This is a genomic window from Methylobacterium sp. P1-11, from assembly GCF_008329595.1.
In the GTDB taxonomy this organism is placed as follows: domain Bacteria; phylum Pseudomonadota; class Alphaproteobacteria; order Rhizobiales; family Beijerinckiaceae; genus Methylobacterium.
The window spans coordinates 21473-33838 of the sequence record NZ_NPKS01000020.1 but is presented as its reverse complement, the minus strand read 5'-3'; the positions used below and the strand labels follow the sequence as shown (position 1 = coordinate 33838).

Genomic DNA, 12366 nt, shown 5'->3' with positions numbered 1-12366 from the left:
TCGTCAAGATCCAATGAGACAATGCGTCGCGAACATCTTCTTGAGAATGCGCTATGAGCGTGGCTATCCGCCGGGAAGACATGCGAATACGGTCATGTCGATTCGAAAAGGTCTCAGATTAGAATTGTTATTATTTGATGTTCGCGCGATTCCGGTTTGAACTTCGAGCCGGGTGGATTATGTGCGGTCGCATGCACGCGTCGCACATCATCCCGGTTCTCCGCGGCCTCGCCGCAGCCTCGCTCCTCGCGTTCGCGGGCGCTGCACTGGCCAAGGAGGTGCCGATCGGTCCGCACGTGACGCGGAACGGCCTGGAGGTCGCCGCCGTCTATCTGCAGCCAATCGAGATGGATCCGCCCGGCATGATGCGCGAGGCCGCCAAGTCGGACATTCACCTCGAGACCGATATCCGCGCCGCCAAGGACAACCGCAACGGATTCGCCGAGGGCGACTGGGTGCCGGCGCTCGACATCCGCTTCGAGGCGGTGAAGCTCGACGGCGACAAGCCCACTGACCAGACAGTTTCGGGCATGCTGATGCCGATGGTCGCCAATGACGGGCCGCATTACGGCGATAACGTCAAGCTGTTCGGCCCCGGTCGCTACCGACTCAAGGTCACTGTGGCGCCCCCGGGCAAGGACAGCCATTTCGGCCGCCACGTCGACAAGGAGACGGGGGTCGGTCCCTGGTTCGACCCCTTCGAGGTGACCCAGGACTTCACCTTCGCCGGCGTCGGCAAGAAGGGCGCCTACTGAACTTGCCGGAGCTGTTCGTGTCCCGCGTGCCGTGTTCAATCGTCTCCGCCGTCGTCCTGCTGATCGCCGCGGCGTCCGCGCCCGCGCATGCCGACGACATGCCGGTCATCAAGGTGGAGATGCGTGACGGCGTGATCATCCCGACGGTGATCGAGGTTCCGGCCAACACCCGGTTCAAGCTGGAGATCTCGAATACCGGCCAGACCCCGGTTGAATTCGAGAGCACGGAACTCAAGCGCGAGAAGGCGCTGGCCGCCGGATCGACCTCGGCGATCGTGTTCCGCACCCTCGATGCCGGCACCTATCAGGTGTTCGACGATTTCCACCCGGAGGCAAAGGCAACCCTGGTGGCCAAATGAGCGCGTCGACGACAGCGCCCGGCCCCCTGGTCCTGACCCGCGCCGGGCCGCGCCGGTCCGCGATCGACGCGCGGCTTGCCCGGTTCGGTGATGGGCTGCGCCGGTACGGCTGGATCATCCGGTCCGTGCAGTGGCTGATCGTCGCCGTCTACGCGGTGCTGGTGGTCGTCCCGGCCCTCCTGCCGCTGCCCAACAATGCCGCCCATATCTGGACCAACCTGACGCTGGCCGCGCAGTTCGCCTTCTGGGGGATCTGGTGGCCGTTCGTGCTCGTCAGCATGGTGCTGGTCGGCCGGGCCTGGTGCGGCGTGCTCTGCCCGGAAGGGGCTCTCAGCGAATTCGCCAGCCGCTGGAGCCGCGGCTACGCCGTGCCGCGCTGGATCACCTGGCAGGGCTGGCCGTTCGTGGCCTTCGCCGGAACCACCGTCTACGGGCAGATGACCAGCGTCTACGGCTACCCGAAGCCGGTGCTCGCGGTGCTCGGCGGCTCGACGCTGGCAGCGATCGTGGTCGGCCTGCTCTACGGGCGCAACAAGCGCGTCTGGTGCCGCTATCTCTGCCCGGTCAACGGAGTCTTCGCGGTGCTGTCGAAGCTCGCGCCGGTGAGCTTCCAGGTCGACCGCGCCGCCTGGGCGGCCTCCCCCAAGCCGGTCGGCGGCACCGAGGTCTTCAACTGCGCGCCCCTCGTGCCGGTGAAGACCATGCGCGGCGCGGGCGCCTGCCACATGTGCGGGCGCTGCAGCGGCCATCGCGGCGCCGTGCACCTCGCCCTGCGCTCGCCCAACCACGAGATCGTCCACGTGGCCGGCCAGGAGCCCAGCCTCGACCAGACCATGCTGATCCTGTTCGGCATGCTGGCGCTCGCGGTCGGGGCCTTCCAATGGTCGTCGAGCCCCTGGTACGTCGACGCCAAGCAATGGGCGGCCACCTGGCTCATCGAGCACGGGACGACGTGGCCCCTGGAGCACTCGGCGCCCTGGTTCGTGCTGACGAACTATCCCGACCGCAACGACGTCATGACGCTCCTCGACGGTGCGCTGCTGCTCGCCTACATCGGCGCCGCGACGGCCGTCCTCGGGCTCGCCCTGTCGGGGATCGTGGCGCTCGCGACCCTGAGCCTCGGAGGCTGGTCGCTCCGGCGCTTCCACCACCTGACTCAGACGCTGATCCCGGTCGCGGGCTGCGGCGTCTTCCTGGGCCTGTCGGCGCTCACCGTCACATTCCTGCGCGGCGACGGCATCGTCATCCCCTACGTGGCGGAGATCCGCGCGGCCCTGCTCGCCGGTGCGAGCCTGTGGAGCATCTGGCTGGCCTGGCGGGTGGCGGGTCTCGCCGCCGGCGGCCTCCGCAGGGTGGCGGCCGCCGCCTGCATCGCCGCAGCGACCGCCCTCTCGGTGGCCAACTGGGTGCTCCTGTTCTGGATCTGGTAGCGCGCGGTTCGCGCGCGGTGCTTCACACGACCTCGTAACCCCTGGAGACCGCCATGATCGGCGCCTTCGTCATCGCCTTCCGCGAAGTCATCGAGGCAGGCCTCATCATCTCCATCGTGCTGGCGGCGACCCGCGGCATCCCGGGCCGGATGCGCTGGGTCCTGCTCGGCGTTGCCGGGGGCCTCGCGGGCGCGGCCCTGGTGGCCCTGTTCGCGGAAAAGATCTCTGACGCCTTCGAGGGCAGCGGGCAGGACATCCTGAACGCCGCGGTGCTGATCGTCGCCGTGCTGCTGCTGATCTGGCACAACACCTGGATGAGCAAGCATGGCAAGGAGCTGGCGGGCGAGCTGCGCGCCGCCGGTGCGGCGGTGCGCTCGGGCGAGCGGGAGGCGGCGGCCCTCTCGATCGTTATCGGCGCCGCGATCCTGCGCGAGGGGGCCGAGCTGGTCCTGTTCCTCTACGGCCTCGTGGCCTCGGGCACTTCGGGGGCCGACATTCAGTTCGGAGCGGTCGCCGGCATCGGTGCGGGCGTTCTCCTCTCGGCGGTGACCTATCTCGGCCTCGCCGCGATCCCGAGCCGGTACGTCTTCTCGATCACCAGCGTGCTGATCATCTTCCTCGCGGCCGGCCTCGCCGCGCAGGCGGCGCAGTTCCTGGCCAATGCCGGCGTAGTGGATGTCCTTGGTCACACTCTGTGGAACAGCTCCGGCATGATCGCCGAGAATTCCTGGCCGGGCCGCGTCTTGCATGCTTTGGTCGGCTACACCGACCGACCCACTGCACTTCAGGGTCTGGTCTATGTCGCCACCATCGCGGTGATGGTCTGCCTTATGCAGTGGAGCGCCGCCGACAAGCGCCGCGCGGTACGGACGGCGTAAGCCTCGGCTGCTACAGGTCCTGGGATCTTCCCGGGGCGCAGGGCGAAACCCTATCTTGGGCGCCCGGATGCCCTGGAGGGTGATCCGGGATCCTGCGCCTGAAGCGTCGCGCAGGCGACACGGTCTGTCGGAGACGGCCGGTTCAAGCGGGATCTCGCCCGCGGCAGGGGGCGGCGCGCATCAATCCGTCCGCCACCCGGCTTCTGATCGAGGCGTGCTACGGTGCTCCGGTCGCCACTGCCCTGGCCGGATCGGCGCCCCATTCCGACCAGGAGCCGTCATAGAGACCCCGCGCCGGCCGACCCATGGTCTCCAGCGCCAGCGCGATGATCGCGGCGGTGACGCCGGAGCCACAGGTGGTCACGACCGGCCGGTCCGGATCGACGCCGTTCTCGGCAAAGACCGCCTTCAGCTCCTCGGGGCTCTTCATCCGGCCGTCGCGCTGGAGGGCCGCGTAGTGCAGGTTGCGGGCACCGGGCATGTGCCCCGGCCGGACGCCGGGGCGGGGCTCCGGCTCCTCGCCGCGGAACCGCGGCCCCGAGCGGGCATCGACCACCTGGGCCGCGCCGGTATCCAAGGCACGGGCGACGTCGTCCGCGTCCGCCACGGCGCCGTGGTCGAGACGGGCGGTGAAGTGCCGCCGCTCGGGCGCGCGCGGTTCGCCCTCCTCGGTGGGGTAGCCCGCCGCCACCCAGGCAGGGAGGCCACCGTCCAGCACCAACGCGTCGCGCACGCCGAAGCTCTTGAGCATCCACCAGACCCGCGGAGCCGAGAACAGCCCCTGGCCGTCGTAGACCACGAGCTGCATGCCGTCCCCGATGCCGAGGGCCCGCATCCGCGCGGCGAACACCTCGGGACGCGGCAACATGTGCGGCAGGCTCGACTCGGTGTCGCTCATGGCGTCGAGATCGAAGCGACGGGCACCGGGAATATGGGCGGCGCGGAACTCGGCCTCTGGATCACGGCCCGCGGCGGGCAGGTACCAAGAGGCGTCGAGCACCACGATGTCGGGAGCCGCGAGGCGGTCGTGCAGCCATTCGGGTGACACGAGGGGCGCATGGGCCATGGTCGGCGGGTCCGGCTCTGTTCGCGTTGCGCGCTCACAGAACCACAGCTTGCACCGCGTTGCACGCCCGGCCTGCCGACACGCGCGGGCGTTCGGGCGGATTCGTCAGCCGCGCCAATGCCAATCGAAAGGCGGGTGGAATGGCGCGAGCTACGCATCCTGCACCGTGGTCCGATGCATCCAACGCAGGCTGGTCTTGTTTTAAAGAACCGTAACCCCAGTTACGACAACATGATGACGCCAATCGCGTCGGCCCCTCGGCCGGCATCGTGTTGGCCGCCCCGGACGCCCCCGCTTGTGGACGCGAAACGGGGACGTCGCCTGAACGAGATGCGTTCGAATTTCCCTATCTGCCGGGGTGCCCGACCCACCGAGCAGGATGCTTATTGAGCCGATCGATACCATGAATCAACTCGTCCGCATGTCCCAGATCGGCGACGCCGAGACCGTACAGGAGCCGTCGGCCGACCTGCGCGTGCCATTCGCGCAGTCCGGTGCCTTCGTGTGCAAGTACATCATCGGTGAGCCGAACGACCGCGCCGTCTGCTGCGGGGCGCCCGTATCCGACGGCAAGAGCTGGTGTGCCTATCACCGTCGTATCGTGTTCGAGCCGACCCGGCCCGGCCGCATCCGCTGAATCCGGTCCTGTCGCATCCCGGAGGTCACTGCGTCCGCATGATCTGGATGACCGCCGGGGTGATGATGACCACGAACAGCACGGGCAGGAAGAACAGGATCATCGGCACGGTGAGCTTGGGCGGCAGCCCCGCCGCCTTCTTCTCGGCCTCGTTCATGCGCAGGTCGCGGCTTTCCTGGCTCAGCACCCGCAGCGCCTGACCCACGGGCGTACCATAGCGCTCGGCCTGGATCAGCGCGGTCGCCACGGATTTCACCGGCTCGAGCCCGGTGCGCATCACGAGGTTCTCGTAGGCCTGGCGCCGGTCGGGCAGGAACGACATCTCGGCGGTCATCAGCGCGAGCTCCTCGGCCAGCACGACCGAGGACGTGGCGATCTCGGTGCTCACCTTCCGGAACGCGTTCTCGATCGCCATTCCGGATTCCACGCAGATCAGCGTGAGGTCGAGGGCGTCCGGCCACGCCTTCCGGATCTCGGTCTGGCGTTTCTTGGCGGTGTTCACCAAGAACAGCTCCGGCGCCTTGATGCCCGCATAGGCCGCGCCGATCACCAGCCCGAACCGCACGAGGTACGAGGCGTCGAGCACCTCGAGCACGAACAGGTAGAACAGGGCCGAGATCACCGCGACAACCGGCACGACGAGGCGGAAGAACAGGAACGCGGTCTCCGCCCCCTGGCCGCGATAGCCGGCCTGCATCAGCTTGCGCTTGGCCGTGTCCGTGCCGAGCCAGCGCCGCAGCTGGTACCGGTCGACGATGGACTTCATGTAGGCCTTCGGCTCGGTCCGGAGCGTGGCCCGGTTGGCGGTCCGCTCTGCGCTCAGCCGCTCGCGCCGCCGGATCTGCTCACGCTCGTCGCTGACGAGCTTCATCCGCTTGCCGAGCCTGTCGGTCTCCAGGAAAGGCTGTGCCACCGCGTAGGCGGTCGCGGCCGCCGCGACGGCGGTCAGGAGCGTGCCCATGAAGCGGGGATCGAACAGCTTCTCGGCGATGTCGTCGATCATCGGGCGGGATCCGGCAGAGGGCGCACCGCGCCTAGAACTCGAAGGCGATCATCTTCTTGATCGTGAAGACGCCGATAGACATCCAGATTGCCGCGCCGACCAGGGCGATCTTGCCGGTATCGGTCGTCCAGAGCAGTGAGATGTAGTCGGGGCTGGTCAGGGCGGTAATGCCCGCCACCGCGAAGGGGAGGCAAGCGATGATCGAGGCCGAGGCCTTGGCCTCCATGCTCATCGCCTGGACCTTGCCGCGCATCTTGGCGCGGTCGCGCAGCACGACGGAGAGGTTGTTCAGCGCCTCCGAAAGGTTGCCGCCCGATTGCTGCTGGATGTTGATCACGATGGCGAAGAAGTTCACTTCGGCCGTGGGCACGCGTTCGAACAGGCGCGTGCACGCCTCCCCGAGCGACAGGCCCATCGCCTGAGTCTCCACCACGGTCCGGAACTCGCTGCGCACCGGTTCCTCGGCCTCGCGCGAGACCATGCGGAAGCAATCGCCCACCGGGATGCCGGTGCGGATGCCGCGGACCACGACGTCGACGGCGTTGGGCAGTTCCTTGTTGAACTTCGCGATGCGCTTGAGCCGCAAATGGCGCAGCAGCCAGGCGGGCAGACCGAAGCCGCCCGCGAAGGCAGCTCCGAGCGCCGCGAGGGCGTTGTCGGTGATCACGAAGATCAGGAGCCCGAGGACGCCGCCGCTCAAAGCCGAGACCATATAGAAGGTCTGCTTCGTCCAGCCGAGGCCGGCGCGGGCGAGCTTCAGCTCCACGCTGGCCTTCGAGGCGCCCTTGGCCTTCGCCTCGATCTCGCTCAGCGTCTTGGCGACCTGCTCGCGCCGGTTGACCGCTATGCCCCGGGTCGCCGCCCCCGAGGCGGAGACGCTGATCGTCTTCAGGCGTTTGTTGGCCCGCCGCTCGCCGCCGAGCAGGGGAAGGACCGCCACGTAGGCGATGGCGGCCACCGCGATGCCGACGAGGCCGGCGGCGATCGGCAGGTTTGAGGCGTCCGCCATCGGCTCAGCTCCGGTCGACGACCTCGGCGGCGTCGAGCGCCTCGCCGAGCCGCTGCTCCAGGCCGTAGTAGCGGGCGCGCTCCCAGAATTTCGGCCGGCCGACGCCGGTGGAGCGGTGGCGCCCGATCAGCTTGCCGTTCGCGTCCTCGCCGACGATGTCGTAGAGGAACACGTCCTGCGTGGTGATGACGTCACCCTCCATGCCGAGCACCTCGGTGATGTGGGTGATGCGCCGGGAGCCGTCGCGCAGGCGCATCGCTTGGATCACGACGTCGATCGAGCCGCAGATCATCTCGCGCAAGGTCCGCGACGGCAGGGTGAAGCCGCCCATCGAGATCATCGATTCGATACGCGACAGGCACTCGCGCGGGCTGTTGGCGTGGAGCGTGCCCATCGAGCCGTCGTGGCCGGTGTTCATCGCCTGGAGCAGGTCGAAGGCCTCCGGTCCGCGCACCTCGCCGACGATGATCCGCTCCGGACGCATGCGCAGGCAATTCTTCACGAGGTCGCGCATGGTGACCTGGCCCTGGCCCTCCATGTTGGGCGGCCGCGTCTCCAGGCGCACAACGTGGGGCTGCTGGAGCTGCAGCTCGGCCGCGTCCTCGCAAGTGATGACCCGCTCGTCGTGCTCGATGAAGGCGGTGAGGCAGTTGAGCAGCGTGGTCTTGCCCGAGCCGGTACCGCCCGAGATCACCACGTTGCAGCGCGACTGGCCGATGATCTTCAGGACCTCGGCGCCCTCGGGCGAGATCGCCCCGAAGCGCACGAGCTGCTCCAGGGTCAGCTTGTCCTTCTTGAACTTGCGGATGGTGAGCGCCGGGCCGTCGATCGCCAGGGGCGGCGCGATGACGTTGACGCGGGACCCGTCCGGCAGGCGCGCATCGCAGATCGGCGAGGCGTCGTCGACGCGGCGCCCGACCTGGCTGACGATCCGCTGGCAGATGTTCATCAACTGCTGGTTGTCGCGGAACCGCACACTGGTCAGCTGGATCTTGCCGTTGACCTCGATGAAAGTCCGGTGGGCGCCGTTGACCATGATGTCGGCGATGTCGTCCCGGGCGAGCAGCGGCTCCAGGGGACCGTAGCCCAGCACGTCGTTGCAGATGTCGTCGAGCAGCTCCTCCTGCTCGGAGATCGACAGGACGATGTTCTTGAGCCCGATGATCTCGGTGACGATGTCGCGGATCTCCTCGCGCGCGGTCTCGGCGTCGAGGCGCGAGAGCTGCGTCAGGTCGATCGCCTCGATCAGGGCGCCGAAGATCAGGCTCTTGGTGCGGTAGTAATCCTCCGACCGCGTGGTCTCGACGACGACCGGCGCCGCCGGCGCCGGACGCGGGGCGGGCGCCGGCGAATCGCGCAGGACCGGCGGGGTCGGGGCCACGGCCCGCGGCTGCGGAATCGCCGGCGCCGCCGCCGCGGCGCTGCCGGACTGTCGCCTACCGAACATGGGTCAGATCCCCGACGCTGACCTGCCGAGTCTGCCGGGCCAAGGATCGCGTCCGCATCAGGATGCCTTGCGGCCGGCGAGCTTGGCGAGCAGCGGCTCCAGCAGGCTCGGCCGGCTCCGCCGGCTCTCGGTACGCCCAAGGGTCATGGCGGCCAGATCGTTGAACAGCTCCGCCACCTTCGATCCGGCCTGGATCTCGGCGATCATCTGGCCGTTGTTGGCCGCGGTGCCGAACAGGGTCGGCTCGAACGGGATCGTCAGGGCGACCGGGGCCTCCAGGGCCTTGGAGAACTCGGCGGTGCCGATTTCGGGGCGCTTTGGCACGCCGACGCCGTTCAGCACGATGCGCGGCGGCTGGTCGTTCGGGCGCCCGTGCTTCAGCGCGCCGAGGAGGTTCTTGGCGTTGCGCAGGCAGGCAAGGTCAGGGCCGGCCACGATCAGGATCTCGTCCGCCGCCGTGAGGACCCGCTTCGACCACGCGCTCCACTGATGCGGGATGTCGAGGACCACGCAGGGCACGCTTGCCCGCATGTGCTCGATCAGGGCGTCGAAGGCCGGCTCGGACAGGTCGATGGTCCGGTCCAGGCTCGCCGGGGCGGAGAGCAGGCTCAGGTTGTCGCTGCACTTGGACAACAGTCGCTCGACCAGGGCGGAATCGAGGCGTTCGGGGGCAAACACGGCCTCGGCGATGCCCTGCGGCGGGTCCTGATTGAAGTTGAGCGAGGCGGTTCCGAAGGCGATGTCGAAGTCGGCGATCACCGTCTGGACGCCCTGGCTCCGGGCCACGGACCAAGCGAAATTGTGCGCTACCGTGGAGGCGCCGATCCCACCCTTCACGCCGTAGACCGCCACGGTCCGCCCCACCGGCTTGACGCCCGGAGCCGTGAACAGGTCGGAAATTGCCGCGATCAGTGTCAGCGGCTCGACCGGTGCCATCAGGTAATCGGACACCCCGCGCTGGATCAGCTGCCGATAGAGCGTGACGTCGTTGACATGGCCGATCACCAGGACGCGGGTGCCCTCGTCACAGACTTCGGCCAGGGCGTCGAGGCACTCGATCGGCTTCGAGCGCGCCCCCTGGATCTCGATGATGATGACGTTGGGAGTCGGCGCGTGCCGGTAGGCCTCGATTGCGCCGCCGCCGCCGCCCATCCGGACCTTGACCTGCGCCTTCTGCATGCGCCGGTCGAGGGCCGCACCCTCGATCATCGCGGCGGTCTCGCCGGTCTCGCAGAATGCCTGGATGGTGATCCGGGGAACCGGGGCGATCATGCGCTCGGTTGACTCGGACAGATCTGCCATGACGGCGCTTTCGGGTTCGCGTTCGGGGCGCGGCGTTGCGGTCGGCGGCGGGGCTGCCCGTCCCCGACGCCGGCTGTCTCAGTTGGTGACTTGGGACTTCACGGCGGTCTGCCCATCTTGACGCCATGTGGTTGACGGATCCTTGCCGTCCCGCAACTGGCCAATGTCCCGGACCCGCTTGACGGTGTCGATGCGGCCCTCGGGCCTGCCCCGTACGAGGTCGACCGGGTCGGCGACCTGAGCCGCCACGTTGGACTGCATGGCGCAGCCCAGGTTCCAGCTCGGCTGGTTGCTGTAATCGGACGCGAAGCTGCGGGTTCCAAGGTCCTGGGGCCACAGCCCGCAGGCGTCGGCTACCTTGGCCTGCATGCGTTGGAAGCTGAGGCGAATCGGCGCGGCGAGGGTCGGCGCGGCCACCGCGTAGCCGGTCACCGTGATCTCGCGGGCGCCGACGCCGTTCTGCGTCCCGAACCGGCCGAGTGCCGAAGCGGTCCGCTCGACCGCCGCCACCTGGCTTGGAGGAACGCCCCGGGGGACCTCCATCAGAAGACCCCCGCGGCCGTAGCGGCGGTATTCCAGCATGAACGCGTCGACATCCGCCGCCTGGCGCGGATCCAGGTGTCCCACCCCAGTTGGGAACACGTCGAGGCTGCGGGTCCCGTCAGCCAGCACGACGGGGTGGCGCGCGCGGTAATCCGTCACGTCGAGCCCGCCGGTGGTGACGGGATCGGTCTTGCAGGCTGCCGCGAGAGCACCCAGCGCACAGGCGGCGAGCAGGCTCGCGGTACGGCGGTACAGGGCGGGCGGGTAACGTCCGGTCATGGTTCCGAATCCTGGAGGCAACAGGGACGCGCGGCGCTACTCGACGATGAAGCCGACGTGCCCGCGATAGGTGCGTCCGAGCGGCGGCGCCGCGGCGGCCCCGGGCGAGGCGACCTTGCCGTAGATGCGGTTGATCTGGCCGAGCAGAACCGTCTGACCGTCGCTGGCGTCGACGAAGTTGTCGTCGGGGCGGCTCACCTGCTTCGGCTCCATCGCGCGGGCGATGTAGGGCGTGCACATGATCATCAGCTCGGTCTCCATGCGCTGGTAGTCGCGGGAGCGGAACAGCGCACCGAGGATCGGCAGGTTGATCAGCCCCGGCAGGCCGGAGATCGCCTGCTTGTTGACCTGCTGGATCAGGCCGGCCGTCATCATCACGCCGCCGGAAGGCAGCTCGACGGTGGTCTCGGAGCGGCGCACCCGGGTGCCCGGCACCGCGACCGAGCTGTTCCCGACGACGTAATTGAAGCTCTGCTGCGGATCGATCTCGGTGACGTCCGTGGCGACGCGGATCGAGATCCGGTTGTCGGCCAGCACCACGGGGGTAAACGACAGGGCGACGCCGTAGGGCTTGTATGTGATGCCGGGCGAGCAGACGCCGCCGACCGCGCAGGTGGCTGAGGACGGCACCGGGAACTCACCGCCGGCCAGGAACTTGGCGGCCTCGCCGGAGATCGCGGTCAAGGTCGGCTCGGCGAGGATGCGCGAGACGCCGGCCTGCTCGAACGCCTTCAGGGTCGCCTGCAGCGAGAAGCCGCCCCCCTGCACGGAGGCCTGGATCTGATTCCCGCTCGGCGTGCTTGTGTTGATCGGGAAGGGCAAATTGTTGGTCAGCACGTTCGGGATCACCGCCGGCACCTGCGTCGCGGCGGCGGTCCCGCTATTGACGATCGTCTGGCCCACGGTTCCGACCGGGTTCAGAGCCGACCAGTTGCCGGTCATGTTGATCCCGAATTGCTTCAGGACGTTGCGGGACACCTCCACCACGGTGACGCGGAGCATCACCTGATCCTTGTTGCGGATCGTGAGGTTGTTGATCACTGCGCCCCGCGCTCCGACGGCGACGCCCCCGCTGGGGGCCCCGGCGCCGGCGGCCCCGGCCGCCCCTCCGCCCAGCCCCACGAAGGCGTTGGCGATGTCGATCGCCTGCTGCGCATCCGCCGAGGAGTTCACCGAGCCCGACAGGAGCACCGAGGCTCCCGAGGAGCGCACGTCGAAGCGGCCGCCCGGGATGCTCTGGCCGAGCAGCTCGCGCAGGGTCCCCAGGTTGAGATCCCGCGCCACCGTCACGTCGAGGGCAGCGATCTGGCGGCCCTCGGCATCCAGGATGAAGATCGAGGTCGCGCCGTCGGCCATGCCGATCACGAAGACCTTGCGGGTCGAGCGGACCACGGCGTTGGCCACCGCGGGGTTGGCCACGAACACCTCCTTGGCGTCGCGCGGCAGGTCGACGATGACGGAGCGACCGGCGGTGAGTTCGACCCGCCGGGTCGAGGCGGATTCCGCCGCGCCGATCGTCAGGATCGGCGCAGGACCGAAGCTCTGCCGTTCCTGGGCGGGCGCGGGTCCCGTCAGGGCAACCAGCAGGGCGAGGGCGCCGGCCGAGCGGCGGGCGGGGTGGCGCACCGGGCGCGCGTGGAGCAGCGGAGCGGTCATGG

General features: G+C 68.7%; 12 protein-coding genes. 5 read left to right on the top strand and 7 right to left on the bottom strand.

Features of this window, described 5'->3' with window-relative positions:
• Positions 1-191: 191 nt before the first annotated feature.
• From CIW48_RS20100 to CIW48_RS20085, 4 genes are read left to right on the top strand one after another with little or no spacing between them, the layout of a single operon-like run.
• A complete protein-coding gene (locus tag CIW48_RS20100; protein WP_197739359.1) occupies positions 192-755 on the top strand; it encodes an iron transporter in 564 nt (187 codons plus the stop codon).
• A 17-nt stretch (positions 756-772) separates the two neighbouring features.
• Entirely contained in the window at positions 773-1114 is a 342-nt protein-coding gene (locus tag CIW48_RS20095; RefSeq protein WP_091786989.1) for a cupredoxin domain-containing protein, read from the top strand.
• Positions 1111-2544: a 4Fe-4S binding protein gene (locus tag CIW48_RS20090; RefSeq protein WP_149312351.1), complete on the top strand. Its 1434-nt coding sequence runs from the start codon at positions 1111-1113 to the stop codon at positions 2542-2544. The genes CIW48_RS20095 and CIW48_RS20090 overlap by 4 nt, the downstream gene beginning before the upstream one ends.
• Positions 2545-2597: 53 nt before the next feature.
• On the top strand, positions 2598-3422 hold the full coding sequence (locus CIW48_RS20085) for an FTR1 family protein (RefSeq protein ID WP_149312350.1): 825 nt from the start codon (positions 2598-2600) through the stop codon (positions 3420-3422).
• A 217-nt stretch (positions 3423-3639) separates the two neighbouring features.
• Here the strand turns inward: CIW48_RS20085 and sseA are convergent, their stop codons facing one another.
• Positions 3640-4488, bottom strand: coding sequence for a 3-mercaptopyruvate sulfurtransferase (gene sseA, locus CIW48_RS20080; protein WP_149312349.1), 849 nt, complete (start codon positions 4486-4488; stop codon positions 3640-3642).
• 403 nt (positions 4489-4891) lie between these two features.
• Here sseA and CIW48_RS20075 point away from each other — a divergent pair, with 403 nt between their 5' ends.
• The gene (locus CIW48_RS20075) at positions 4892-5125 is read left to right on the top strand and encodes a GcrA family cell cycle regulator (protein ID WP_091786927.1); all 234 of its coding nucleotides are present in this window, start codon (positions 4892-4894) and stop codon (positions 5123-5125) included.
• 25 nt (positions 5126-5150) lie between these two features.
• Here the strand turns inward: CIW48_RS20075 and CIW48_RS20070 are convergent, their stop codons facing one another.
• From CIW48_RS20070 to CIW48_RS20045, 6 genes are all read right to left on the bottom strand, one after another.
• Positions 5151-6128: a type II secretion system F family protein gene (locus CIW48_RS20070; RefSeq protein WP_091786929.1), complete on the bottom strand. Its 978-nt coding sequence runs from the start codon at positions 6126-6128 to the stop codon at positions 5151-5153.
• Positions 6129-6159: 31 nt separating this feature from the next.
• Positions 6160-7137 (bottom strand): type II secretion system F family protein, encoded by a 978-nt coding sequence (locus CIW48_RS20065; protein WP_149312348.1) that lies wholly within the window; start codon positions 7135-7137, stop codon positions 6160-6162.
• Between the two features lie 4 nt (positions 7138-7141).
• A complete protein-coding gene (locus CIW48_RS20060; RefSeq protein WP_149312347.1) occupies positions 7142-8584 on the bottom strand; it encodes a CpaF family protein in 1443 nt (480 codons plus the stop codon).
• Between the two features lie 57 nt (positions 8585-8641).
• Positions 8642-9886: an AAA family ATPase gene (locus CIW48_RS20055; protein ID WP_149312346.1), complete on the bottom strand. Its 1245-nt coding sequence runs from the start codon at positions 9884-9886 to the stop codon at positions 8642-8644.
• Between the two features lie 78 nt (positions 9887-9964).
• On the bottom strand, positions 9965-10708 hold the full coding sequence (locus tag CIW48_RS20050; protein WP_149312345.1) for a CpaD family pilus assembly protein: 744 nt from the start codon (positions 10706-10708) through the stop codon (positions 9965-9967).
• A gap of 36 nt (positions 10709-10744) precedes the next feature.
• The gene (locus CIW48_RS20045) at positions 10745-12364 is read right to left on the bottom strand and encodes a type II and III secretion system protein family protein (protein ID WP_149312344.1); all 1620 of its coding nucleotides are present in this window, start codon (positions 12362-12364) and stop codon (positions 10745-10747) included.
• Positions 12365-12366: the final 2 nt, after the last annotated feature.